Raw genomic sequence first — 23,807 nt, 5'->3', positions numbered from 1 at the left:
CCATGCGTCGCCGAGCTGTGCCCGTCACGCCCCGCGCGCTGCCGGCGTCCGTGTCCCTCGCCTACCCGCCGTCCTCTCCCGCCGCGGGCCCGAGCTCCAGTTCGCCGGACCCGTGCCAGGTCGCCGGAAACATACGGCGACCTCGGACGCTTCCGGCGAACTCGCGATGCCATCCCCGCCCTGCGCCCGTCACACCCCCGCCGTCCGTGTCCATCGCCTAGGCGCCGTCCTCTACCTCCGTGTGCCTGTGTTTCAGTTCGCTGGACCCGTGCCAGGTCGCCGGAAAGGTCCGGCGACCTCGGACGCTTCCGGCGAATTCGCGATGCCGCCGCCACCCCTCCCTTGCGCCCGTCCTACCCCAGCCCCGAGCCGCGGCGGCCGCCCTGAGCTCCAGTTCGCTGGACCCGTGCCAGGTCGCCGGAAACATACGGCGACCTCGGACGCTTCCGGCGAACTCGCCATGCGCCGCTGCCCGCACACGAGCGCCGACGAGAAAAAAGTTCTTGACAAATAAAATTGTCGGAAGGCAGACTGGAAGCATGTTGGACATCGGAGTGATTGAGGATCCGGCCGCGGCCGAGGCCTCGCTGGACCCGATCCGGACGCGGATCCTGCGCGAACTGGCCGAGCCCGGATCTGCGACGCAGCTCGCCGCGAGGGTGGGCCTGCCGCGGCAGAAGGTGAACTACCACCTCAAAGCGCTCGAGCGGCATGGGCTCGTCGAGCTCGTCGAGGAGCGGCGGCGCGGCAACGTGACCGAACGCATTCTGCGGGCGACGGCGGCGTCGTACCTGATTTCGCCGGCGGCGCTGGCCTCGGTGGCGCCGGACCCGCACCGGTTCTCGGACCGCTTTTCCGCCTTCTGGCTGCTGGCACTCGCTGCCCGCATGGTCCAGGAGATGGGGCAACTGATCGCCGGGGCGGCCGCGGCCCGGCAGAAACTCGCCACCTTTGCCATCGACGGCGAGATCACCTTCCGTTCGGCGGCGGACCGGGCGGCCTTCGCCGAGGAGCTCGGCGTCGCCGTGACCAGGCTCGTGGACAAATACCACGACGGCGGTGACCTCCCCTCAGGTTCCGCGGCAGATCAGCAGGCAGGTTCGCAGGCAGGTCGCCGGCCGGAGGGACGCAAGCACCGGCTGGTCGTCGCGCTGCACCCGGCGCTCAAGGCGCCGCAGCCGAAGGCAGCGCACTCAGACCCACAAACAGCAACCCCGCAAACAACCCCACAAGCCAAGGAGCAGGACAATGACTGACCAACGGAAATTCGAAATCGTCTACGACACCGAACTGCCCGGTACCCCGGAACGGGTGTGGGAGGCCGTCACCAAGGACACCCCGGCCTGGATGTTCCCCACGGACCAATGGCCGGCGGTCCGGACCGTGGACGAATACCCCACCCGTCTGGTGTCCCGGATGGACGGTCCGGATGGCTGGTTCAACCAGCTGGAGCACGTCCTGGAACCGCTCGACGGTGGCCGGGCACGGCTGCACTATGTGCACAGCGGCATCTTTGCGGACAACTGGGATGAGCAGTACGACGGCGCCAGCAAGCACACGGCGTTCTATCTGCACACCCTGGGCCAGTACCTGAAGTACTTCGACGGCAAGCCCGTGGTCTTCGCGGACATCCAGGCACCCGCGGCTTCGCAGACCCCGGACGGCTTCGACCGGCTCAAGCGGGCCCTGGGCGTCGACACTGCCGCTCCGGGGGAGACGGTGGAACTGGAGCTCGACGGCGTCGGGCCGCTGGCCGGCGAAGTGGACTTCGCCAACGAGAACTTCCTCGGCCTGCGGACCGCGGACACGATGTACCGCTTCTTCGGGCGCAACGCCTTCGGCGCGCCGGTGGGCATGACCGTGCACGACTTCAGCGGCAGCGGGGACGCCGGGGCGACGGCGAAGGCCTGGGCCGGGTTCCTGACGAAGGTCTACGCCTGATCCCGCGACGCGCATCCTGCCTGGCGATGCCCTGAACGTTCGAGTTCGCCGGAACGGGCCGAAGTCGCCGGAATGGTCCGGCGACTTCGGACGTTTCCGGCGACCTCGAGACGCGGGAAAGAAAGGGCGTCGCGGGACGGGCCTGTGCGCGACTCGGTTCAGGCGATGGCCGCGGCCGGCGGGGACGACAGGTTGCGCCGCAGCTGCGGGGAGGCCTCCAGCCGGTCCTGCGCCGAACGCAATGCCAGCACGGCCGTCTCCAGCTGCTCCGGTGGCAGCGTGAACGGCAACCGCAAGTACTGCTCAAACGCGCCGCCGACGCCGAACCGGGGTCCGGCGGCGAGCCGGATCCCGACGTCGGGGGCCAGCACCGCAAGTGCCGTGCTGATCGGCGCCGGGAGTCGGCACCAGACGGACAGGCCGCCGACGGGCCATTCGGGCTCCCAACCGGGCAGGTGCTCCCGAATCAGTTCCACCAGTTTGTGCCGGTTCCCGCGCAGCGCGGCCAGCCTGTCGGGGAGCGGCTCCGTCATGGCATTGACCAGATGCGCCCCGGCGAGCTGCTCCACCACCGGCCCGCCCAGGTCCAGGGTGGTTCGGGCAGCGGCGAAACGCTGAATGAGGGGCTCGCTGGCGCGGATCCAGCCGGTGCGCAGCCCTGCCCAGTGCGACTTGCTGAGGGAACCGAGGGAGACCACCGCCGGGCTGAAAGCGGCCATGGGGGTCGAGGCGGCGCCGTCGAGGTTCAACTCCCGCAGCGTCTCGTCCACCACCAGCACAGTGCCCGACGCCGCGGCCGCCTTCACGAGCCGGCGCCGCTGGGAATCGGGCATCAGCCGGCCGGTGGGGTTGTGGAAGTCCGGCACCACATACGCCATCGCGGGGCGCTGCTGGAGCAGCGCCGTTTCCATGGCCTCGAGGTCCCAGCCGCCTGCGCCGTTGTGGGCAAGGCCGTTACCGCCTGGGCTGTGGAGACGGCCGCCGTGGACTGCGCCGTTATGGCCTGTGCCGCCGGGTGTTGCGGCAGGCATGGCCACCGGGACCGGTCGGCAGCCCGCAGCCCGGATCGCGTCGAGGGCGTTCGGGTAGCTCGGATGCTCCACGAGCACCGTGGTCCCGGACCGCCCGGCCAATGTGCGGAGCACAATGTTCAGCGCGTGCTGGGCGCCGGAGGTGACCAGGACCTGCGCGGCCGTTGTCGGGACCCCGGCGGCGGTGTACCGGGCCGCAATGGCTTCCCGGAGCGGGCCCACGCCCAGGGCGTCGTAGCCGAAGCCAGGCAGCAGGGCCGGCAATTCGGTCAGGGCCGCGGCAAACGCCCGGTGCACCACTTCGCCGCTCGCGGGCAGGGAGGCGTAAGCCAGGTCCAGGATCCCGTCCGGCACCGCCAGGCCGGGCGCGCCACTTAGCCGCAGGGCTCCGTCGTGGCCGCCGGCATGCAAGGGCCCCTGGCTTGGGATGCAGCTCCGGCTCCGACTGCCCTGGCCGCTGCTGAGGAAACCCTGCTCTCGCAGCAGGGCGTAGGCCGCCGTCACCGTGGTGCGGCTGATGCCAAGGGCCGCTGCCAGCGAGCGCTCGCTCGGCAGGGCGACGTCCAGGGCTACGCGGCCGTCGAGGATGAGCAGGCGGACGACGTCGGCCAGCTCGCGGTAAGCGGGGGCGGCACCGACGTTCCACTCGCCCAGCAGGCGGGCCAGCGACCCCGGAGTCAAAGAGACGGACATAGAGCCAGTATTTCAAACTGGCTATGGATTGCAAGGCCAGTTTTCGTGAGGATGGAGACCATGTTGACCCGCAGACTCCTCCAGCTCCTCATCGGCCTCGCTCTTTACGGCATTTCCCTCGCCATGGTCATCCGCGCCAGCCTCGGCACGGCGCCGTGGGACGTGCTCCACCAGGGGCTGGCGGCCAGGACCGGGCTCAGCCTCGGCACGGTGGTGGTTGTTGTCAGCTTCCTGGTGCTGCTGCTGTGGATCCCGCTCCGGCAATGGCCCGGCGTCGGAACCCTGTGCAACGCGGTGCTGGTGGGGGTCTTCGCGGACATCGGGCTGGCCCTGATTCCACAGTTTTCGCATCTGGGCGGCCAGATCTGCCTGCTCGTCGGGGCCGTGCTGCTCAACGGCGTCGCCTCCGCCTGCTACATCGGCGCCCGCCTGGGCCCGGGCGCACGGGACGGGCTCATGACGGGCCTCGCCCGGCGGACGGGCTGGCCGGTCCGGGTTTGCCGCACCGGCATTGAAGTGGTGGTCCTTGGCGCGGGCTGGCTGCTGGGCGGCTCGGTCGGTGTGGGCACGGTGCTGTACGCGCTGGCCATTGGCCCCCTGGTGCAGTTGCTGCTGCCGCGGTTCACCGTTCCGGAAGCGCGTCCGGTCCCTGCGGCAGGAACTGAAGCGTCCGGAACTGAAACGGCCGGAACTGAAACGGAAGCCGCCGTTGCCGGGACGGCAGTCCCTGTGGCGGCGGGCAGCGGGCCGGCCGATTGATTTCCGCGGGTTAATTCCCGCGGGCCCCGTCAGCCGGCGCCTTCTCTTCCGGGGCCCGGCAGGGGCTGGCAGGTGGGGCAGTAGTAGATGTCCCGTTCCTCGGTGAAAGTGCCGGCGCCGTTCTCCTTGCCCAGGACGCCGCGGCGGATCGGAGTGCCGCATTTGAGGCACGGCTGGTGCTCGCGCCGGTAAACCCAGTAACCGGGACGCCCGGCGGTGCGGCCCACCGGCACGCCCCGCGCGTTCAGCACGGTGGTCCGCCGGCCCGGCCCGAGGTTGGCGGAGAGCAGGACCTGGGCGTCGGTAATGATGGCGGCCAGATCCGGCACTGCCGAGACGGGCGACGCCGGGTGGACTCCCGCGAGGAAGCAGGCCTCGCACCGGTAGATGTTTCCGATCCCCGCGAGCTTGCTCTGGTCCAGCAGGGCGACGCCTATCGGAACGTCCGGAGCCGCGAGCAGCCGGTGTTCGGCCTCGGCCGCGTCCCAGTCCGGGCCCAGCAGGTCCGGGCCGAGGTGCCCCACGATGGTGTCCTCCTGGTCGGTCCGTACCACCTCAAGGATGCCCAGGGAGAACCCGACGGCGTCGGCCGTGGCGGTCCGCAGCACGCAGCGGGCCGTGAAGCCGGGCTTCCGCCAGCGGCCCCCGGGCGGGTAGACCTGCCAGCTGCCCTCCATCTTCAGGTGCGAATGGATGGTGAGCCGGTCTCGGGGCGTCGGGCCCTGGACGCGCATCAGCAGGTGCTTGCCGCGGGGCACCACCTCGGCCACGGTCCAGCCGCCGAGTTTCAGGGTGGCGAAGCGCGGGACCCGGAAGTCGGAGGAGACCAGTTCCTTCCCGGCCAGGGCTGCGTGCAGCTGTGCGGCGGCGCGGAAGACCGAATCGCCCTCAGGCACGGATCCTCAGTCCCTTGGGGGTGGAATAGGCCCCGGCCTGGGCCAGGGCGGCCGCCACCGGGGTGTCCAGGATGCCGTGGCCGTTGACCTTTTCCATGATCAGCTTGTCCACCGCGCCGCGGGTCACCACACCCGCCAGGGCCGTGCCGGCCGCGGCCAGGACGTCGGGGTCGTCGCTGAACGCGAGCAGGGTCTTGCCGCCGCGCTCGACATAAAGCGCCAGGGCGCCGTCGACCAGGACCACGAGGGCGCCGGCCTTCCGGCCCGGGCGGTGGCCGGTGCCGGCGTCGACGTTGAGCGCAGGCCACGGCAGTGCGGCGCCGTACGGGTTGGCGGGGTCGGTCGCGGCGAGGGCCAGGGCCACCGGCTCGGCCTTGTGCAACTCGGCGTCCTCGACGTAGGACCGCAGCCGGTCCACCGTGGCCGGGACGGCGAACTGCGCCGCGCCGAGGTGTTCGATGAAGTAGCCGCGACGGCAGCGTCCGGCTTCCTCGAGCCGGGCCAGGACCTTGTACATGAGGCCGAAGCCGCCGAGGATGTTTTCTGCCATGACCGAGCCGCGGGTGACCACACCGTAGCGGTCCAGGAGCAGCTCCGCGGTGGCCCGGGCATGGATGGTGGGATCGAGCTCCGGGGAGGGCAGCGCGGACCAGCGTCCCGCGGCGAGCGGGGGAGCGGGCGCGGTGCCGGTCACGGATCCGTACCGGCCGCCGGTGAGTCCCGGTGATCCGAGCAGGCCGGTGCCGTGCGCCCGTCCGAGCCGGCTGAGCCGCGGCGCGCGGGCCCGCGGGGCGCGCCCCACCTGCCGGTGCGCGGTGTGGCCGCCGGCGATCAGGGCCCTGACGGGGGCGAACGTGTCGCCGGTAATCCGGCCCGCCCAGGCGAGATCCCAGAGTGCGGCCACCACGTCCTGGTCGCTGAGCACCGAATCCATGCCGCCGGCAACCTCGGTCAGCTGCCGGAAGAAGTAGCCGCCGCCGTTGTTCTGCAGGTGCTCGAGGAGCCGTCGCTGCGCGTCGCCGGGTTCGAAGTCGATGGACGGGTTCAGCGTCAGTTCGGCCGAATCGGCGAGGTGCAGGCTCACCCAGCCGTCGTTGCCCGGCAGCGAGCCGGCACCGGACCAAAGGACCTCGCCGGCGGCCATGAGCTCGTCCAGCATGGCCGGCTGGTAGTTGGAGACGCGGCTGGCCAGGACAAGCGGCTCCCATGCCGAGGCCGGAATGGGCACGCCGGAGAGCTGGTCGATGGCCGTGATAATGCCGTCCAGGCCGCGGAGCGCGGACTGCCCGCGGCCGCCCGGGGTCCGCACGTTCTGCCAGGCGGGAAGGAATCGGCCGTAGGCGGCGGCGTCCACCGGTTCGACTTCGGCGCGGAGCGCGGCGAGGGAACGGCGGCGCAGCCTGCGGAGGACTTCGGCGTCGCACCATTCGCTCACACCCGCCGCAGGCAAAAGGGGAGGCAAAAGGGGAGGCAAAACGGCGGGCTGGAATGCCTCCTCGCCGTATCCCTCCACCTCGGATTCTTCACCGCCGGCTGCCGTGCTGGCTGACGTGCCCGCCGGTGGCGCAGCGTGCGGGCGGAACTCTCCTTCCACCACGCGTCCGTCCGCGGCCAGCCGCTTCAGTGCCGTGCCGACGACGGCGACGCCCAGTCCCAGCCGCGCCGCGGCCTCGGCGGCGGTGAAGGGCCCGTGCGTGCGGGCGTAGCGCGAGACGAGGTCGCCGAGGGGGTCCGCGACCGGTTCGATGAAGGCCAGCGGCACACCCATGGGCAGCGGCACGCCGAGGGCATCCCGGAGCCGGGCGGCATCCTCGACGGCCGCGAAGCGTTCGATGCCGCCGATGTTGACCTTGATCGCCCGGTTGGCCCGCTGCAGTGCGGTGAGGTGGGCGGCGGCGGAGGCCTCGGTTGCCGGGGTTTCGACAGGCAGGCCCCCCTGGTCAGTCTGGTCAGTCCCGGCGGTCCCGGCAGCCTCGCTTCCCTGGGCTGGGGCCGCCACCGGCTCCAGCCGGGCGGCGACCTCGTCTGGCGAGAGCGGACCGAGGAGGCGCAGGAGGTCCGCGACGCCCTCCAGTCCGCGCACCTGTCGGTCGCGGGCCAGCCGCTGCAGTTCGCGCTCGGTGGCCTCGATGACCTTCGCATCCAGCAGTTCGCGCAGCTCAACGCGGCCCATGAGCTCGTTGAGCAGGGTGGAATCGAGGGCCAGGGCGGCGGCCCGGCGCTCCGCCAGCGGGGAGTCGCCTTCGTAGAGGAACTGGGCCACGTAGCCAAAGAGCAAGGACTTCGCGAACGGGGAGGGCTGCTGGGTGGTGGTCTGGACGATCCTGAGCTCGCGGCGCTCGACGGACGCGGCGATGTCCTTCAGCGCCGGAAGGTCGTAGACATCCTGAAGGCACTCGCGGACCGTCTCGAGGACAATCGGGAACGTCGGGTACTTCCGGGCAACATCCAGCAGCTGCGCCGAACGCTGCCGCTGCTGCCACAAGGGTTGCCGCTTGCCGGGATTCTGCCGGGGCAGGAGCAGCGCGCGGGCCGCGCACTCGCGGAACCGGGAGGCGAACAGGGCGCTCCCGCCGACCTCCGCCGTCACGATCTGCTCGATTTCCTCCGGGTCGAACAGGAACAACTCGGCGCCCGGCGGCTCATCCTCCATCATGGGCACGCGCAGCACGATGCCGTCGTCGGCGGCCATGGCCGAGCCGTCCATCCCGTAGCGCTGCTGCAGGCGCTGGCCCACGGCCAGGGCCCACGGTGCGTGCACGGGCATGCCGAAGGGGCTGTGCAGCACCACGCGCCAGTCGCCGAGCTCGTCGTGGAAGCGTTCCACCACGAGGGTCGTGTCGCTGGGGACCACCTCGGTGGCGAGCCGTTGTTCGGCGAGGTACTGGATCAGGTTGTTCGCGGCGTAATCGTCCAGTCCGCTGGCCTTGCACCGCTCGGTGGCCGGCCCGACGTCGGACGCCGCCAGTTCGCGCATAAACGCGCCGAGGGCGCGGCCCAAGTCCACCGGCCGGCCCAGGGAGTCGCCCTTCCAGAAGGGCAGCTTGCCGGGCTGGCCGAACGCCGGCGAGACCAGGACACGGTCGTGCGTGATGTCCTCGATCTTCCAGCTGGTGGCGCCGAGCGCGAAGATGTCGCCAACCCGGGATTCATAGACCATTTCCTCATCGAGTTCGCCCACCCGGCGCCCGCCCTTGGCCGCGGCGGCGGCCGGGCTGGCTGCCCTGCCGTCCGCACTGGCGCCGCCGGAGGAACCGCTACCGCCGGTGCCCTCGACTTCGGTGCCAATGATGTAGACGCCGAACAGCCCGCGGTCCGGGATGGTGCCGCCGGAAGTGACGGCGAGCCGCTGCGCGCCGGGCCTGCCCTCGATGGTCCCGGCGTTCCGGTCCCAGATGACCCGGGGGCGCAGTTCGGCGAATTCGTCCGAGGGGTAGCGCCCGGCAAGAAGGTCCAGGGTGGCTTCGAACGCGGAGCGGGGGAGCGAGGCGAACGGCGCCGACCGTCGGACCGTGTTGAACCAGTCCTCCACGTCGATGGCACCGAGGGCCGTGGCGGCGACCGTCTGCTGGGCCAGGATGTCCAGCGGGTTGGCCGGTACGCTCAGCCGCTCGATCTTGCCCGCGAGCATCCGCTCCACGGTGATGGCCGTGTGGACCAGGTCTGCCCGGTGCTTCGGGAACAGGACGCCCTGGGAGACTTCGCCGACCTGATGGCCGGCGCGGCCCACCCGCTGCAGGCCGCTGGCCACGGAGGGCGGCGACTCGACCTGTACCACCAGGTCCACGGCACCCATGTCGATGCCGAGCTCGAGTGAGGACGTGGCCACGACGCAGCGCAGCCGCCCGGATTTCAGGTCATCTTCGATCAGGGCGCGCTGGTCCTTGGACACGGAGCCGTGGTGGGCGCGGGCCAGCACGGGATCGGCGCCGGCGGTGCTCCCGGCCTGGGCCATCATGTGGGCCGGTGTGGCGGTGGATGTGGGCTGCGCGGCGGCGCGGCCGGACGGCATGCCCACGCGGCCGGACGGCACCGGACTCGGCACGTCATTCGGTCCGGCGTCGAAGTCCGGGGCGCCGGCGCCAAAGTCCGTCCAGCCGCCGCCGGCTGCCAGGAGCTGGCGTTCGGCGTAGATCTCGTTGAGCCGGGCGGTGAGCCGTTCGGCGAGGCGGCGGGAGTTCGCAAACACGATGGTGGACTGGTTGGCGAGCACCAGGTCCACGATCTTTTCCTCCACATGCGGCCAGATGGAGGCCTGGGGCTGCAGCCCGGAGGCCGGGCCGGAGTCGAAGGCCCCGGCGGCGCCCTGGAGATCGGACATGTCCTCCACCGGGACGGAGACGGTCAGGTCCCAGTTCTTCCGTGACGGAGGGGCGACAATTTCCACCGGCGCCGAGCCGGCGAGGAACTGCGCCACCAGCTCCTTGGGTTCCACGGTGGCCGACAGCCCGATCCGCTGGGCGGGCTTGGGCAGCAGCGCGTCCAGCCGTTCCAGCGATACTGCCAGATGCGCCCCGCGCTTGGTGCCGGCGACGGCGTGGACCTCGTCGACGATGATCGTGTCCACTTCGCTGAGGGTTTCGCGGGCCTTGGACGTCAGCATCAGGAAGAGCGATTCCGGGGTGGTGATGAGGATATCGGGCGGGTGGCTGAGCAGCGTGCGGCGGTCCGACGCCGTCGTGTCCCCGGACCGGACGCCCACGCTAATGAGCGGGGCCGGCAGGTCCAGGCGTTTGGCGGTCTGCGTGATGCCGATCAGCGGCGCGCGGAGGTTGCGTTCGACGTCGACGCCGAGAGCCTTGAGCGGGGATATGTACAGCACGCGGGTCTTGCGCTGGGGCGCCTTGCCTCGAGCAGGCTTCCGGCGCCCACCCTTGACCGCCGGGTCCAGGCCGGGCAGGGCTTCGGGCTCTGCGGGCGCGGAGACAAGCAACCGGTCCAGCGCCCAGAGGAACGCGGCGAGCGTCTTGCCGGAGCCGGTGGGTGCGACGACGAGGGCGTGCGCACCGGAGGAGATGGCATTCCATGCGCCGTTCTGGGCCGGTGTGGGCGCGGAAAAAGCGCCCAGGAACCAGTCCCGGGTCGGCCGGCTGAACCGGTCCATGGCGTCGGCCGCGAGTGTGCCGCCGGCGAGCTCCTGCCCCTTCATTCCTCCATCATGCCCTACCCCGCCGACACTATTGGCCGGGCCACATCATGGGGCGGCGGGTCCCGCGGGGGCCAGGTGCCCCGGGACGGGCGGGAGCGCAGACGCGCTGGATCAGAGACGCGGGGGACGGGTGTTACTTGGGCTGGAAGGCACCGATGGTCAGCAGGTTGATCTCCGTGTTGGTGCAGGCGTCCAGTTGCTGCGGAATGAACAGCGACGCGGTGTCGTTGGGCGGGTAGACCCGGAATCCTGCCGCCGGTGTCTTGGTGCAGTCCGGGTAGTTGGCGGCCTGGGTGTAGCGCAGGGTGGCTGTGCCGGCCTTGCCCGGGGCAAGTGTGACGTCGGTGACCGGGCCCGAGTCGTCGCGGGTGGCGGCGGCGCCGATCGGCTCACCGTCGGCCCCTGCTGTGAGGGAGACGCCCGCGAAGCCCTTCAGCAGGCACGGTTCGGTGCCGGAGTTGGTCAGGATCAGCTGCATGTAGATGCTGCCGGCCGCGCCGCCGCCCGTGGCGTCGGTGGTGCCGGTCAGGCTTGCGGCCTTGCACAGCTGGGGGCCGCCCTTGGCGGTGGACGGTGCGGCGGCCGCAGAGGATTCCGGCGCGGCAGCGGACGTCGCGGGCGGCTGGCTGGTTTCCGTGGCAGACGGGCTGGGCGGGGACGTGGCCGACTGGGCCTGCGTCGAGCTGCCCCCGCAGCCGCTGAATAGGAGGGCCGCCGCGGCAGCCGTTATCACAACCAGTGCGTGCTTCATTCGCTGAGACCTCATGGCTCAACCATTATCCCCGCCGTTGCCTTAGTCAACGATGCCACTGCGACGGAGCCCGATTGATGTCCGGATTGTGATTTCCCGGCATCGGCCGAGGTCAACTGCGCCGCGTGCTCTATTCCGCAGCCGGCGAGCAGCTGCCCTAGTCGGTCTCGGGCCCCGAGCAGTAGTGGCAGTCGTCGGGGCAGGAAGCGGCCCAGGGGTCCGTCCCGGACGCGGACCCGGACAGGATTTCCGGCTGCCGTGCCAGGGCCGTTGGCCGGTCAGTTGCCAGCATGGCCGGCTCCTTCGGGTTCTGCCACGCTCAGTTCAAAGCCGTCGGCAACGTGGAACAGCTGACGGTGCCCGCCGTCGGAGAGCACCCATACGACGTCGCCGTCGGGCGTGCGGTTATCCACCAGGCCCGCGTGCTCAAGGCGGCCGCCACGGTGGAGGTGGACGGCGTCGCCGATCTCGACATCGTCCCAATGGGCGGCGCTGCCGGAAGGCCGGTTTTTCTGCAAGGTCATGAGGAGTCCTGAACGGTCACGGGGAAACGAGGATGTGACCCAGCTAACCGTGGAATGGCCTCCCGCCTCAATGGTCAAGTGAATGAGACACTGACTTACTGTTGTGCACAAGTCCAGGGCCGGAGCCCCGGGCGGAAGTCCGGACGCTAGGCGGCCGTCTACGTGTCCGTGTGGGCTGCGCGGCGGGTCAGCCAGGCAAAGGTGGGCGGAGGGGGCGGTGGGACAGCCGCTGACCCGGCCGCCGTGCGCCCCGAGCTGCCCCCCGCTGCCGCGCGGCGCCGGCGCAGCTCCAGGGCGAGGCTCTCCTGGCCGCGGGCCATCGCCCAGCGGTGGTTGGCGGCGAAGGCCGGCTTCAGCAGCCAGCTCAGCCGCCGCAGCAGGGGCTTCGCGGTACTGACGCGCCAGTCGTAGGTGATGACCGTTTCCGGCCCGTCCGGCTCGAAGGTCCAGCGGCCGGTGCCGTTCAGATCGCCTGCCGCGGTGAGGGCGAAGCCGCGGGCCGTGACGGGCTCTGTAACCGTGAGGGTCCAGCGGAGCGTATAGGGCAGCCAGCCCTTCGTGTAGAGGCGTACAAGTCTGTGCATTCCGGGCCCGGGCTCCGGGCCGCCGGCCACGGGCTCGACGCTGAGATAGACGGATGGCCACCAGCGCGGCATGGCCGTGGCGTCGCCCAGGACGGCCGCGACCTCCTCCGGCGTGCCCGCCACGCGCCAGACGGTCCGGAACTCATAATCTGTGCTGCCCATCGGGGCCTCCTTTCAGCCCTGCGTGGATGCCCTCACTATCAATTCGGGCGGAAAGACCACCTGGGTGGGTGCAAAGCCGTCCTCCGATGCCGCCTCCCGGAGCAACAGTTCCAGCGCGGTGGAGCCGATGAGGGCGCTGGGCTGCCGGATGGAGGACAGCGGCACGACGGCGGCGGCGGCGAACTCTATGTCGTCGTAGCCGATCAGGGCTATCTCCTGCGGCACCTTGACGCCGCCCATGAGCATCAGGCCCTGCAGGGCACCCACGGCAAGCAGGTCGTTGGCTGCAAAGATCGCATCCGGGCGTTCGGCTTCGGGCCGGGCCTGGATGGACTCGCCGGCCGCCCTGCCCGAAAGCACGGTCAGGGATTCCGTGGCGATGACCTCCAGCGTTGCACCCGCAACGGCGTCGATGGCCTTCCGCGCCCCCGCCAAACGGTCCGCTACCTGCCGGATGCTTGCCGGTCCGCCGACAAACGCGATCCGCCGCCTGCCCAGCGACAACAGGTGGGCCGCAGCCATCTCCCCGCCCGCCAGGTCGTCCACGGCCACGGAGGAGAAGCTCGCGTTCTCTGTCTGGCGGTCCACGAGCACTGTAGGGATGCCCCTGCGCCGGAGCTGCTCCAACCGGGGAATCACATTTCCTACCGGGGACAGCAGCACGCCCCGCACGCGCTGCTGCTCAAAGAGGTCCAGATACGCGGATTCCCGGCCTTCGTCCTCGTTGCTGTTGCCGACGAGGACGGTGAAGTTCTCCGCGGCGGCGCGGTCCTCCGCGCCCCGGGCCAGATCCGAGAAGAAGGGGTTGGCAGCGTCCAGGACCACCAGGCCGATGCTGTGGCTCATGCCCGCGCGCAACTGGCGCGCGGCGTCGTTCCGGACGAAGCCGAGCTTGTCGATGGCGGACTGGACCCTCAGGGTAACTTCCGCGGAAACCTTCTGCGGCCGGTTCAGCACATTGGAGACCGTCCCCACCGAGACGCCGGCCAGTGCCGCGACGTCCTTGACGCTCGCTGAAACCATTTCCTGTGCTCCTGAAGGTGGACGCCGCAGCCCCTGGGGCCAGGCGGCGCGTACGCAAAATAGTCACTTCAGGATATCCGTCCGGGGTCCACTTTGAACCCTTTTATTGAAACGAATCAAAAGCAGCGTCACGAATGCCTGACGTCAGTTGACGTGTTGATTTGAAGACCTTATGATTCAAATCACAACTCGTTATGAAACGATTCATTTCGTGTTCACTAGGCACAGTTCACTAAGCCCCAAAGGTGCGGTCAATTTTATGCAGCAGACACACAGTTCCCGGTCCGGCCCCGCTGAGGGGGAGCAGGTTCCGGTCCTCTCGCTCTCCCACGCAGCCAAGACCTTCGGCCCGGTGGTCGCCCTGGCCGACGGCACCATCCACATCGAGGCTGGCGAAATCCACGCACTCGTCGGCGAGAACGGCGCCGGCAAGTCCACGCTGGTGAAAATCCTCGCTGGCCTGCACCACCCCGATTCCGGCGACTTCCAGGTGGCCGGCCAGAGCGTCCAGTTCCGCAATGTTGCCGAGAGCAAGGACGCCGGAATCTCGGTCATCTACCAGGAACCCACGCTCTTCCCCGACCTGAGCGTCGCGGAGAACATTTTCATCGGCCGCCAGCCCAAGGGCCGCTTCGGGCTCATCAGCAAAGCGACCATGGTCAGGGAAGCGCGCAAGCTGTTCGAGCGGCTCGGCGTTCCGATCGACCCGACCCGCATCGCCGAAGGCCTGTCCATCGCGGACCAGCAGATCATTGAAATCGCCAAGGCCATTTCGCTGGACGCCAAAGTCCTGGTGATGGACGAGCCCACGGCAGCCCTCAGCGGCGTCGAGGTGGAACGGCTGTTCGCCGTGGCCCGGAGCCTCCGGGACCGCGGGACCGGCATCCTCTTCATTTCGCACCGTTTCGACGAAGTCTTTGACCTGTGCGACCGCATCACCGTGATGCGGGACGGCCGGTACATCTCCACCCACCGCACGGCCGACGTCACCGTCGAGCAGGTCGTTCGCGAGATGGTGGGCCGCGACATTGGCGCCCTGTTCCCCAAGACCCCCGCCGAGATCGGCGACGTGGTCCTGAAAGTGGACGGCCTCAGCCGCGCCGGGGTGTTCCGCGATATCAGCTTCGAGGTCCGCGCCGGGGAAATCGTTGCCTTGGCCGGCCTCGTCGGCGCCGGCCGCACCGAGGTGGCCCGTGCCGTATTCGGCATCGACCCCTACGACGCCGGCGATATCACCTTCGACGGACGCAAGCTCAGGCCGAGGAATCCCCAGGTGGCCATCACCGCCGGCATGGGCTTCGTGCCGGAGGACCGCCGCAAGCAGGGCCTCGTGATGGACCTGTCCGTGGCCCGGAACGTCACGCTCACGCTGCGCAACAAGTACACGACGGCGGGCCTGATCAACGGGGGCGCGGAGCGGCGCGCGGCCCAGGAATGGAGCAAACGGCTCCAGGTCAAGACCGGCTCGCAGGAGTACGCCGTCTCCACGCTCTCCGGCGGCAACCAGCAAAAGGTGGTGCTCGCCAAGTGGCTGGCCACGGACCCGCGGCTGCTGATCATCGACGAACCCACCCGCGGCATCGACGTCGGCACCAAGAGCGAGGTCCACCGGCTCATATCGGACCTCGCCGGGCGCGGGATCGCGATCCTGATGATCTCCTCGGAACTGCCCGAGGTCCTCGGCATGGCGGACCGCGTCCTGGTCATGCGCGAAGGCCGGATCACCGCCGAACTCGACCGTGCCGATGCGAACCCCGAATCGGTCATGCACGCCGCCACGTCTTCCGCAGGAGGAACCCTGTGAGCTCAGCTCTGGACCACAAGAACGCAACGACGCCGGCACCCGACGCCGGAGCCCGGGGCGCCGTCGCCTCGCTGCTGCGGATGCGCGAACTCCCCGTGCTGATCGCGCTGGCACTGCTGGTACTCGTCACCTACCTGATCAACCCGCTGTTCCTCACCGCGCAGGGCGTGAAGGACCTGCTGCTCAACGCCACGATCATCATGATTCTGGCGGTGGGGCAAACCCTGCTGATCATCACCAGGAACATCGACCTTTCCGTCGGCTCCATGCTGGGGCTGGTCGCCTTCGGCACCGGCTCCCTTTTCTCGGCCATGCCCGACGTGCCGATCATCGCAGTCTTTGTGATCGGCATGGCCTTCGGGGCGCTGCTGGGCGCCGTCAACGGCGCACTGGTCACCCTCGCCAAAGTACCCGCCCTGGTCATCACCCTCGGGACGCTCTACGTGTACCGCGGCCTGAACAACGCCTGGGCCGGCGGCAAGCAGTACTTCGCCGGCGACCGTCCGGAGGAGTTTGGCGCCCTCTCGGTGAACACCTTTCTGGGGTTCCCCGTCATCACGCTGCTGGCCATCGTCGTCGTAATCGCCGTCGCCATCTACATGTCCGGCACCCGCCCGGGCCGTGACCTTTACGCCATCGGCTCGGACCCGGACGCGGCCACCGCCTTCGGCATCAAGGTCTCCAAGCGCGTGTTCCTCGCGTTCCTGGCCAACGGCGCGCTCGCCGGCCTGGCCGGTGTGCTTTACGCCAGCCGCTTCAACTCCGTCGGCGCCACCACCGGCACCGGGATGGAACTGACCGTAGTGGCGGCCGCCGTCGTCGGTGGTGTGGCCATCTTCGGCGGCAGCGGATCGGTGACCGGGGCCGCGCTCGGCGCCGTCCTCCTGACCACCATCACCAGCTCCCTGACCGCCCTGCGGGTGGACAAGTTCTGGCAGCAGGCGATCGTCGGCGTGCTGATCCTCACCGCCATCATCATCGACCGCGTGGCCAGCCTGCGCACAGCCAAGAAACTGCGGATTAGCGAGGCTCGCAATGTCTGAAACCACGTCCACCACCAGCACGGCGCCGGCTCCCGTGGCTGACAACACCAAGCCGCTGGCCAGCGAACCGAAGGGCCGGACCGGGGCCGCGCGGATCCTGATGGGCCGTGACGCGGTCACCATCTACGCCCTGATTGCTTTCCTGATCTACGCCGCCATCGCCATCCCGCGCTTCGCCTCGCCGGTCACCACCGGCTTCCTGCTCCTGGACGTGATCCCGGTCCTGCTGATTGCCATGCCGATGACGCTGATCATCATCACGGGCGAAATCGACCTGTCCGTGGCCAGCACCGCCGGCCTGACCAGCGCCCTGATGGGCGTCCTCTGGGCCGGCGGGACGGACATCTGGCTGGCCCTGGCAATCAGCCTGCTGGCAGGAATTGCCGCCGGCATGTTCAACGGCTTCCTGATCGCGGTCCTCGGACTGCCCTCCCTGGCGGTCACCATCGGCACCCTGGCGTTGTTCCGCGGCCTGGCCCTGGTCATCATCGGCGACAACGCCGTGGCCAACTTCCCCAAGGCGCTGACCGCCTTCTTCACCTCCAAAATCGGCGGTACCGGCATCCCCACGGTGATGATCGGCGTCGTGGTGGTGATGGTCTTCTTCGGCGTGCTGCTGCACTTCACACCGTTCGGACGCGGCCTCTATGCGATGGGCTACAGCAAGGAAGCCGCCAGCTTCGTCGGGATCAACGTCGCCCGCAGCAAGTTCTGGCTCTACGTCGGGTCCGGCGCCGTTTCGGCTCTCGCCGGCATCTACTGGACGCTGCGCTACACAAGCGCCCGCAGCGACAACGCCTCCGGCCTGGAACTGGCCGTCATCGCCGCCGTCCTGCTCGGCGGCGTGTCGATCTTCGGCGGCAAGGGCTCCATCCCCGGCGTCATCGCCGGCGTCCTGCTGATCGGCACGCTCAACTACGCCCTCCGCCTGGCCCGGGTGTCCGACGTCGTCCTCATCACGGTGACCGGACTGCTGCTGATCCTCTCAGTGGTGGCGCCGAGCATCGGCTCCGCCATCAGGCAATGGCGGCACACCCGCCGCGTCCGCCGAAGTTTCACCCGCAAGGCCACCTGAAATCTGCACACCACAACAAACCGCGCCCGCCTGGGACCGGCTGTACCGACCGCACGAAGGAAAAGGGAAGAACAATGATGTTGAACCGCAAGAACAAGGGCCGGACCGGCCGACTGGGAAGCATGGTGGCCATCACCGCCGTGGCCGCACTGGCGCTGACAGCCTGCAACAGCGGCTCTGCATCCTCGACCGACACCAGCAGCCCCTCGGCAGGGGGCGGGGACCAGAAGATCACCTTCATCCCCAAGCAGCTGAACAACCCGTACACGGACGTTGTTCTGGGCGGCGGCAAGAAGGGCGCCACTGAGGCAGGATTCGCCTCCTCGCAGGTCGTCGGACCGCTGGAAGCCTCCGCCTCCAGCCAGGTTTCGTTCATCAACGCCGAGACTCAGGCCGGCACGAACGTCATCGCGATTGCCGCCAATGACCCCGACGCCGTCTGCACCGCCCTCGGCGAAGCCCGTTCCGCCGGCGCCAAGATCGTCGCGTTCGACTCGGATACCAATCCCGACTGCCGCGACATCTTCATCAGCCAGGTCGTCGCCAAGGACGTTGCCTTGATCCAGACCAAGCTGATTTCCGAGCAGATCGGCGGCAGCGGCGAGATCGCCATCCTGTCCGCCACCGCCAACGCCACCAACCAGAACGAGTGGATCAAGTACATGGAGGAGGAGCTCGCCTCCAACCCCGCGTACAAGGACATCAAGCTTGTGGCCAAGGTCTACGGCGATGACAACGACACCAAGTCCTTCCAGGAAGCCCAGGGCCTCATGCAGGCCCACCCGAACCTGAAGGGCATCATCTCGCCCACCACAGTGGGCATCGCCGCCACCGCCCGGTACCTCTCAACGTCCGCCTACAAGGGCAAGGTTGCCCTGACCGGGCTCGGACTGCCGAATGAAATGCGGCCCTTCGTGAAGGACGGCACCGTCAAGGAGTTCGCCCTCTGGGATCCGGCACAGCTCGGCTACGTGGCGGCGTTCGCCGGCAAGGCCCTCAAGGACGGCAAGATCACCGGCGCCGAAGGGGATACCTTCACCGCCGGCGAACTGGGCGAACGCAAGGTCGAAAAGGGCGGCCTGGTGATCGTCGGCCCGCCGACGGTCTTCAACGCCGAGAACATCGACAAGTACAACTTCTGATCCGTTCCTGACCCATCCCGAGCGGCCGGGCGGGCCGCCGACAGCCCGCCCGGCACCTCACCACTTCACTCCGTTCCACTTCACCGGTGCCGCAGCACCGGGCCCACGGCGTCAACTCCACAGCCGTGCCCGGAAACCACGTTCCGGAGCCCCAGATCCCCCTTTTCATGCCGGAAGGCCCCCACATGAACCAGAAACAACCGGCAGACCGGCTGCTGCAACCGCACCGGCGCCGCCCCACCCGCATCGGGCTGGTCTCCGGCGGTCTCGGCGCCTACTGGCCCCAGTTCCCGGAGCTGCTGCCGCAGCTGCGGGAGTCCGTCCGGTACGTCACCGGCCGCTTCCAGGAGCTCGACGCCGACGTCGTCGACACCGGCTTCATCTCCGACGCGCAGGAGGCCGCCGCGGCCGGCGAAAAGCTCCGCGTCGCCGACTGCGACCTCATCGTCATCTTCCTCACCACGTACCTGACATCCTCCATGGTCCTGCCCATCGCCCAGCGCGCGAAGACCCCCGTCCTGGTGATCGACCTGCAGCCAACCGAAGCGATGGACCACGCCAACTTTGACACCGGCAAGTGGCTGGCCTACTGCGGCCAGTGCCCGGTGCCGGAGGTCGCCAACGTCTTCCGCCGGGCCGGGATCGACTTCCGCTCCGTCTCGGGGCACCTTAAGCAGGAGTCCGCCTGGGAGCGGATCACCGCGTGGGTCCACGCCGCCGGCGTCCGCGCCCGGCTCCGCAATGCCCGGCACGGGCTCATGGGCCACCTCTATCCGGGCATGCTCGATGTCGCCACCGACCTCACCACCGTGTCCACCACCTTCGGCTCCCACGTGGAGGTGCTCGAATTCGATGACCTCCGCGAACGGGTCAACGCCGTCACGGAGGCGGAGGTGACCGAACGGCTCGGGCTCGCCCGCGAACTTTTCGTTGTGGATGACTCCGTGAACGACGACGACTTCGCGTGGGGTGCGAAGGTGTCCGTCGGCCTGGACCGCCTTGTGGAGGACTTCGACCTGGACTCCGTGGCCTACTATCACCGCGGACTGGCCGGCGAACAGCACGAACGGCTCGGCGCCGGGATGATCCTGGGCTCCTCCATCCTGACGGCCCGGGGCATCCCGATGGCCGGCGAGTTCGAGCTGCGGACCTCCATCGCCATGCTGGCGGCCCAGGCGATCGGCGCCGGGGGATCATTTACCGAGATCCAGGCCCTGAACTTCCTCGACAACGTGGTCGAAATGGGACACGACGGCCCGGCCCACCTGGCCGTGTCCGCCCAGGACCCGCTCCTGCGCGGACTCGGCGTCTACCACGGCAAACGCGGCTGGGGCGTCTCGGTCGAATTCGATGTTCGCCGCGGCCCCGTCACCACCTTCGGCCTCGGCCAGGACCCGGACGGAAGCTACGTGTTCGTCACCTCCGAGGGCGAGGTGGTTCCCGGCCCGCTCCTGCAGATCGGCAACACGACCTCCCGGGTGGACTTCGGCGGGGACCCCGGGCTCTGGGTGGATGTCTGGAGCCAGACCGGAATCGGCCACCACTGGGCCCTATGCGTCGGCCACCGCGCCGCCGACATCAAGGCTGCCGCATCCCTGCTGGGCATCGAACACCGCCACGTGGTGCTCTCATGAGCACGCAACGCGTCTGCTTCCAGCTCCAGGTCAAGCCCGCGCTGATCGGGGAATACACCCGCCGGCACGCGGCCGTCTGGCCGGAGATGCTCCGGGCCCTGAAGGCCTCGGGCTGGAACAACTACTCACTCTTCCTCCGGCCCGACGGGCTCCTGGTCGGCTATTTCGAAACGGACAGCCTGACCGAAGCCCAGGCCCGGATGGCAGCCACTGACGTCAACGCCCGCTGGCAGGCCGAGATGGCCGGCTTCTTCGACGACCTTGCCGGAGCGCCGGACCAAGGCTTCCTCCAGCTCACCGAAATCTTCAATCTCGAGGACCAGTTGTCCGCGGCCAACGCCGCCGGGGACAACCACCAACCGCAGAAGGAACAACCATGAACACCACAGAAACGGCCCTGGGCCGCCTCGGGGAACTCGCCATCGAGGTCCCGTCCTGGGCCTACGGCAACTCCGGCACCCGCTTCAAGGTGTTCGGCACTCCCGGCACCCCGCGCACGGTCCACGAGAAGCTGGCCGACGCCGCGAAGGTCCACGAACTCACCGGACTCGCGCCCACCGTGGCGCTGCACATCCCCTGGGACAAGGTGGAAGATTACGCGGCCCTGAAGGAGTTCGCGGCGGGCCTCGGCGTGGGACTCGGCACTATTAACTCCAACACCTTCCAGGACGACGAGTACAAGCTTGGTTCCCTGACCTCCTCGAACCCTGCGGTCCGCCGCCGCGCGATCGACCACCACCTCGAGTGCCTGGAGATCATGAACGCCACGGGCTCGCGGGATCTGAAGATCTGGCTCGCGGACGGCACCAACTACCCGGGCCAGGACGACATGCGCGGCCGGCAGGACCGCCTGGCCGAGTCGCTGCAGGAAATCTACGCGGCCCTGGGCGACGAGCAGCGCCTGGTGCTGGAGTACAAGTTCTTCGAGCCGGCTTTCTACCACACCGACGTTCCGGACTGGGGTACCTCCTACGCCCAGACCCTGGCCCTGGGCGAGAAAGCCTTTGTCTGCCTCGACACCGGCCACCACGCCCCCGGCACCAACATCGAGTTCATCGTCATGCAGCTGCTGCGCCTGGGCAAGCTCGGCTCCTTCGACTTCAACTCCCGCTTCTACGCGGACGATGACCTGATCGTCGGTGCGGCGGATCCCTTCCAGCTCTTCCGCATCATGCACGAGGTCATCCGCGGCGGCGGGTTCGGCAAGTCCGCAGGAGAGAATTCAGCCGTCGCCCTGATGCTGGACCAGTGCCACAACCTGGAGGAAAAGATCCCGGGCCAGATCCGGTCCGTGCTCAATGTCCAGGAAATGACCGCCCGCGCCCTGCTGATCGACACCGATGCGCTGGCCGAGGCCCAGCGCAGCGGCGACGTCCTGGCCGCCAACGGCATCTTCAACGATGCCTTTTACACCGATGTCCGCCCCGCGCTGGCGCAGTGGCGTGAATCCCGCGGCCTGCCCGCGGACCCGATGGCCGCCTTCAAGGCCAGCGGTTACCAGAAGAAGATCAACGAGGACCGCGTCGGCGGCCACCAGGCCGGATGGGGCGCTTAAATAATGACCAATAAGACTGTTGAAGAACTGATCTCCCGTTCGAACCGCCTCGGCGCGGACAAGCGGAACACCAACTTCGCCGGCGGCAACACCTCCGCCAAGGGCACCGAAAAGGACCCCGTGACCGGCGACGACGTCGAGCTCCTGTGGGTCAAGGGCTCCGGCGGTGACCTGGGCACGCTGAAGGCCGAGGGCCTTGCCGTGCTGCGGCTGGACCGGCTGCAGGCGCTCAAGAACGTGTACCCCGGCGTCGAGCGTGAAGACGAAATGGTCGCCGCGTTCGATTACTGCCTGCACGGCAAAGGCGGTGCCGCGCCGTCGATCGATACCGCCATGCATGGCCTGGTCGACGCCGCGCACGTGGACCACCTGCACCCGGACTCCGGGATCGCCATTGCCACGGCCGCCGACGGCGAGGCCCTGACCAAGGAGATCTTCGGCGAGAAGGTGGCGTGGGTGCCGTGGCGGCGCCCCGGCTTCCAGCTCGGCCTGGACATCGCCGCGATCAAGGACGCCAACCCGCACGCCGTCGGCACCATCCTCGGCGGCCACGGCATCACCGCCTGGGGCGCCACCAGCGAGGAAGCCGAAGCCAACTCGCTGTGGATCATCGAGCAGGCCGAGGAGTACATCAAGGACCACGGCAAGAACGAACCGTTCGGACCCAAGCTGCCCGGCTACGCCGCCCTCCCGGAAACCGAGCGCCGCGCGAAGGCCGCCGCCCTGGCCCCCGTGATCCGCGGACTCGCCTCGACGGACAAGCCGCAGCTCGGGCACTTCAGCGACGACCCCGCCGTCCTGGCGTTCCTCGAAGCCGCCGAGCACCCGCGGCTCGGCGCCCTGGGCACGTCCTGCCCGGACCACTTCCTGCGCACCAAGGTCAAGCCGCTGGTCCTGGACCTGCCCGCCGACGCCCCGGTTGAAGACTCCGTGGCCCGGCTGAAGGAACTCCACGCCGCCTACCGCGAGGACTACCAGGGGTATTACGACCGGCACGCAACCCCGGACAGCCCCGCCCTGCGCGGCGCGGACCCGGCGATTGTGCTGGTGCCCGGCGTGGGCATGTTCTCCTTCGGTGCGAACAAGCAGACCGCCCGGGTGGCGGGGGAGTTCTACCTCAACGCAATCAACGTCATGCGCGGCGCCGAAGCCGTCTCCACCTATGCCCCGATCGAGGAAGCCGAGAAGTTCCGGATCGAATACTGGGCCCTGGAAGAGGCCAAACTGGCCCGGATGCCCAAGCCGAAATCCCATGTTGGCCGGATCGCCCTGGTGACCGGGGCGGCGTCGGGCATCGGCAAAGCGATCGCCACCCGCTTCGCCGCCGACGGCGCGTGCGTGGTCATCGCTGACCTGAACCTGGACAACGCCCGGGCCGTGGCCGCGGAACTCGGCGGCGCCGACGTCGCCATCGGGGTCCAGGCCGACGTCACCGACGAAGCCCAGATCGCCGCCGCCATCCAGGAAGCCGTCCTGGCCTTCGGCGGACTGGACCTGGTGGTCAACAACGCGGGGCTCTCCATCTCCAAGCCGCTGCTGGAAACCACGGAAAAGGACTGGGACCTCCAGCACAACGTCATGGCCAAGGGCTCGTTCCTGGTGGCCAAGGCGACCGCGCAGGTGATGATCGGCCAGGAGATGGGCGGGGACATCATCTACATCTCCTCCAAGAACTCCGTGTTCGCCGGCCCGAACAACATCGCCTACTCCGCCACCAAGGCAGACCAGGCCCACCAGGTCAGGCTCCTCGCCGCGGAACTGGGCGAGTACGGGATCCGGGTCAACGGCATCAACCCCGACGGCGTGGTCCGAGGCTCCGGGATCTTCGCCGGCGGCTGGGGCGCCAAGCGCGCCGCCGTCTACGGCGTGCAGGAAGAGGAACTGGGCAAGTACTACGCCCAGCGCACCCTGCTCAAGCGCGAAGTGCTGCCCGAAAACGTGGCCAACGCCGCCGCCGTGCTCACCGGCAGCGAGCTCTCCCACACCACGGGGCTCCACATCCCCGTGGACGCCGGCGTGGCCGCGGCCTTCCTGCGATGAG

19 protein-coding genes are annotated in these 23,807 nt (G+C 69.0%); 11 read left to right on the top strand and 8 right to left on the bottom strand.

The genetic code is table 11. From position 1 onward, the window contains the following. Positions 1-539: 539 nt before the first annotated feature. Together AC1DKN_RS08310 and AC1DKN_RS08305 are read left to right on the top strand one after the other, a co-directional pair. A complete protein-coding gene (locus tag AC1DKN_RS08310; RefSeq protein WP_476870996.1) occupies positions 540-1,256 on the top strand; it encodes a helix-turn-helix domain-containing protein in 717 nt (238 codons plus the stop codon). Then, a complete protein-coding gene (locus AC1DKN_RS08305; protein ID WP_476870995.1) occupies positions 1,249-1,941 on the top strand; it encodes an SRPBCC family protein in 693 nt (230 codons plus the stop codon). Before AC1DKN_RS08310 ends, AC1DKN_RS08305 begins: the two co-directional genes overlap by 8 nt. Positions 1,942-2,099: 158 nt before the next feature. Here the strand turns inward: AC1DKN_RS08305 and yczR are convergent, their stop codons facing one another. Then, positions 2,100-3,665: a MocR-like transcription factor YczR gene (gene yczR / locus AC1DKN_RS08300; RefSeq protein ID WP_476870994.1), complete on the bottom strand. Its 1,566-nt coding sequence runs from the start codon at positions 3,663-3,665 to the stop codon at positions 2,100-2,102. Positions 3,666-3,716: 51 nt separating this feature from the next. Between yczR and yczE the strand changes: the two genes are divergently transcribed. Next, positions 3,717-4,424, top strand: coding sequence for a membrane protein YczE (yczE, locus tag AC1DKN_RS08295; protein ID WP_476871061.1), 708 nt, complete (start codon positions 3,717-3,719; stop codon positions 4,422-4,424). Positions 4,425-4,453: 29 nt separating this feature from the next. Here the strand turns inward: yczE and AC1DKN_RS08290 are convergent, their stop codons facing one another. From AC1DKN_RS08290 to AC1DKN_RS08260, 7 genes are all read right to left on the bottom strand, one after another. Then, positions 4,454-5,320 (bottom strand): DNA-formamidopyrimidine glycosylase family protein, encoded by an 867-nt coding sequence (locus tag AC1DKN_RS08290; protein WP_476870993.1) that lies wholly within the window; start codon positions 5,318-5,320, stop codon positions 4,454-4,456. Continuing rightward, positions 5,313-10,469, bottom strand: a complete 5,157-nt coding sequence (locus tag AC1DKN_RS08285; protein ID WP_476870992.1) for an Lhr family helicase — start codon at positions 10,467-10,469, stop codon at positions 5,313-5,315. Before AC1DKN_RS08285 ends, AC1DKN_RS08290 begins: the two co-directional genes overlap by 8 nt. 133 nt (positions 10,470-10,602) lie before the next feature. Continuing rightward, positions 10,603-11,235, bottom strand: coding sequence for a DUF4232 domain-containing protein (locus AC1DKN_RS08280; protein ID WP_476870991.1), 633 nt, complete (start codon positions 11,233-11,235; stop codon positions 10,603-10,605). Between the two features lie 142 nt (positions 11,236-11,377). Beyond that, the gene (locus AC1DKN_RS08275; RefSeq protein WP_476860448.1) at positions 11,378-11,512 is read right to left on the bottom strand and encodes a hypothetical protein; all 135 of its coding nucleotides are present in this window, start codon (positions 11,510-11,512) and stop codon (positions 11,378-11,380) included. Then, entirely contained in the window at positions 11,499-11,744 is a 246-nt protein-coding gene (locus AC1DKN_RS08270) for a hypothetical protein (protein ID WP_476860447.1), read from the bottom strand. Before AC1DKN_RS08270 ends, AC1DKN_RS08275 begins: the two co-directional genes overlap by 14 nt. Before the next feature lie 158 nt (positions 11,745-11,902). Beyond that, positions 11,903-12,490: an SRPBCC family protein gene (locus AC1DKN_RS08265; protein ID WP_476870990.1), complete on the bottom strand. Its 588-nt coding sequence runs from the start codon at positions 12,488-12,490 to the stop codon at positions 11,903-11,905. A 12-nt stretch (positions 12,491-12,502) separates the two neighbouring features. Beyond that, the gene (locus AC1DKN_RS08260) at positions 12,503-13,513 is read right to left on the bottom strand and encodes a LacI family DNA-binding transcriptional regulator (protein ID WP_476870989.1); all 1,011 of its coding nucleotides are present in this window, start codon (positions 13,511-13,513) and stop codon (positions 12,503-12,505) included. Between the two features lie 259 nt (positions 13,514-13,772). On the opposite strand from AC1DKN_RS08260, the gene AC1DKN_RS08255 reads away from it, so the two are divergent. The 8 genes from AC1DKN_RS08255 (at position 13,773) to AC1DKN_RS08220 (ending at position 23,806) form a co-directional block, all read left to right on the top strand. Beyond that, positions 13,773-15,317: a sugar ABC transporter ATP-binding protein gene (locus AC1DKN_RS08255; RefSeq protein WP_476850648.1), complete on the top strand. Its 1,545-nt coding sequence runs from the start codon at positions 13,773-13,775 to the stop codon at positions 15,315-15,317. Then, positions 15,314-16,360, top strand: coding sequence for an ABC transporter permease (locus AC1DKN_RS08250; RefSeq protein ID WP_243182157.1), 1,047 nt, complete (start codon positions 15,314-15,316; stop codon positions 16,358-16,360). The genes AC1DKN_RS08255 and AC1DKN_RS08250 overlap by 4 nt, the downstream gene beginning before the upstream one ends. Continuing rightward, positions 16,353-17,435, top strand: coding sequence for an ABC transporter permease (locus AC1DKN_RS08245; protein ID WP_476860444.1), 1,083 nt, complete (start codon positions 16,353-16,355; stop codon positions 17,433-17,435). Before AC1DKN_RS08250 ends, AC1DKN_RS08245 begins: the two co-directional genes overlap by 8 nt. A gap of 74 nt (positions 17,436-17,509) precedes the next feature. Beyond that, positions 17,510-18,577 (top strand): rhamnose ABC transporter substrate-binding protein, encoded by a 1,068-nt coding sequence (rhaS, locus tag AC1DKN_RS08240; protein WP_084476154.1) that lies wholly within the window; start codon positions 17,510-17,512, stop codon positions 18,575-18,577. A 185-nt stretch (positions 18,578-18,762) separates the two neighbouring features. Then, positions 18,763-20,211, top strand: a complete 1,449-nt coding sequence (locus AC1DKN_RS08235) for an arabinose isomerase (protein ID WP_476870988.1) — start codon at positions 18,763-18,765, stop codon at positions 20,209-20,211. Beyond that, on the top strand, positions 20,208-20,591 hold the full coding sequence (locus AC1DKN_RS08230) for an L-rhamnose mutarotase (protein WP_476857784.1): 384 nt from the start codon (positions 20,208-20,210) through the stop codon (positions 20,589-20,591). The genes AC1DKN_RS08235 and AC1DKN_RS08230 overlap by 4 nt, the downstream gene beginning before the upstream one ends. Then, positions 20,588-21,766, top strand: a complete 1,179-nt coding sequence (gene rhaI, locus AC1DKN_RS08225; RefSeq protein ID WP_476870987.1) for an L-rhamnose isomerase — start codon at positions 20,588-20,590, stop codon at positions 21,764-21,766. Before AC1DKN_RS08230 ends, rhaI begins: the two co-directional genes overlap by 4 nt. A gap of 3 nt (positions 21,767-21,769) precedes the next feature. Further along, the gene (locus AC1DKN_RS08220) at positions 21,770-23,806 is read left to right on the top strand and encodes a bifunctional aldolase/short-chain dehydrogenase (protein ID WP_476870986.1); all 2,037 of its coding nucleotides are present in this window, start codon (positions 21,770-21,772) and stop codon (positions 23,804-23,806) included. Position 23,807: the final 1 nt, after the last annotated feature.

This window comes from Arthrobacter sp. 01N444 (genome assembly GCF_056399305.1).
The sequence above is the reverse complement of the archived record's forward strand: the minus strand, read 5'-3'. Positions and strand labels throughout refer to the sequence as shown.

Coding starts and splice junctions, on each gene's coding strand:
- yczE (WP_476871061.1), top strand. CDS start 3,717: ATGGAGACCATGTTGACCCGCAGACTCCTCCAGCTCCTCATCGGCCTC.
- AC1DKN_RS08235 (WP_476870988.1), top strand. CDS start 18,763: ATGAACCAGAAACAACCGGCAGACCGGCTGCTGCAACCGCACCGGCGC.
- rhaS (WP_084476154.1), top strand. CDS start 17,510: ATGATGTTGAACCGCAAGAACAAGGGCCGGACCGGCCGACTGGGAAGC.
- AC1DKN_RS08285 (WP_476870992.1), bottom strand. CDS start 10,469: ATGAAGGGGCAGGAGCTCGCCGGCGGCACACTCGCGGCCGACGCCATG.
- AC1DKN_RS08255 (WP_476850648.1), top strand. CDS start 13,773: ATGCAGCAGACACACAGTTCCCGGTCCGGCCCCGCTGAGGGGGAGCAG.
- AC1DKN_RS08220 (WP_476870986.1), top strand. CDS start 21,770: ATGACCAATAAGACTGTTGAAGAACTGATCTCCCGTTCGAACCGCCTC.
- AC1DKN_RS08270 (WP_476860447.1), bottom strand. CDS start 11,744: ATGACCTTGCAGAAAAACCGGCCTTCCGGCAGCGCCGCCCATTGGGAC.
- yczR (WP_476870994.1), bottom strand. CDS start 3,665: ATGTCCGTCTCTTTGACTCCGGGGTCGCTGGCCCGCCTGCTGGGCGAG.
- AC1DKN_RS08260 (WP_476870989.1), bottom strand. CDS start 13,513: ATGGTTTCAGCGAGCGTCAAGGACGTCGCGGCACTGGCCGGCGTCTCG.
- AC1DKN_RS08305 (WP_476870995.1), top strand. CDS start 1,249: ATGACTGACCAACGGAAATTCGAAATCGTCTACGACACCGAACTGCCC.
- AC1DKN_RS08245 (WP_476860444.1), top strand. CDS start 16,353: ATGTCTGAAACCACGTCCACCACCAGCACGGCGCCGGCTCCCGTGGCT.
- AC1DKN_RS08310 (WP_476870996.1), top strand. CDS start 540: ATGTTGGACATCGGAGTGATTGAGGATCCGGCCGCGGCCGAGGCCTCG.
- AC1DKN_RS08265 (WP_476870990.1), bottom strand. CDS start 12,490: ATGGGCAGCACAGATTATGAGTTCCGGACCGTCTGGCGCGTGGCGGGC.
- rhaI (WP_476870987.1), top strand. CDS start 20,588: ATGAACACCACAGAAACGGCCCTGGGCCGCCTCGGGGAACTCGCCATC.
- AC1DKN_RS08275 (WP_476860448.1), bottom strand. CDS start 11,512: ATGCTGGCAACTGACCGGCCAACGGCCCTGGCACGGCAGCCGGAAATC.
- AC1DKN_RS08230 (WP_476857784.1), top strand. CDS start 20,208: ATGAGCACGCAACGCGTCTGCTTCCAGCTCCAGGTCAAGCCCGCGCTG.
- AC1DKN_RS08280 (WP_476870991.1), bottom strand. CDS start 11,235: ATGAGGTCTCAGCGAATGAAGCACGCACTGGTTGTGATAACGGCTGCC.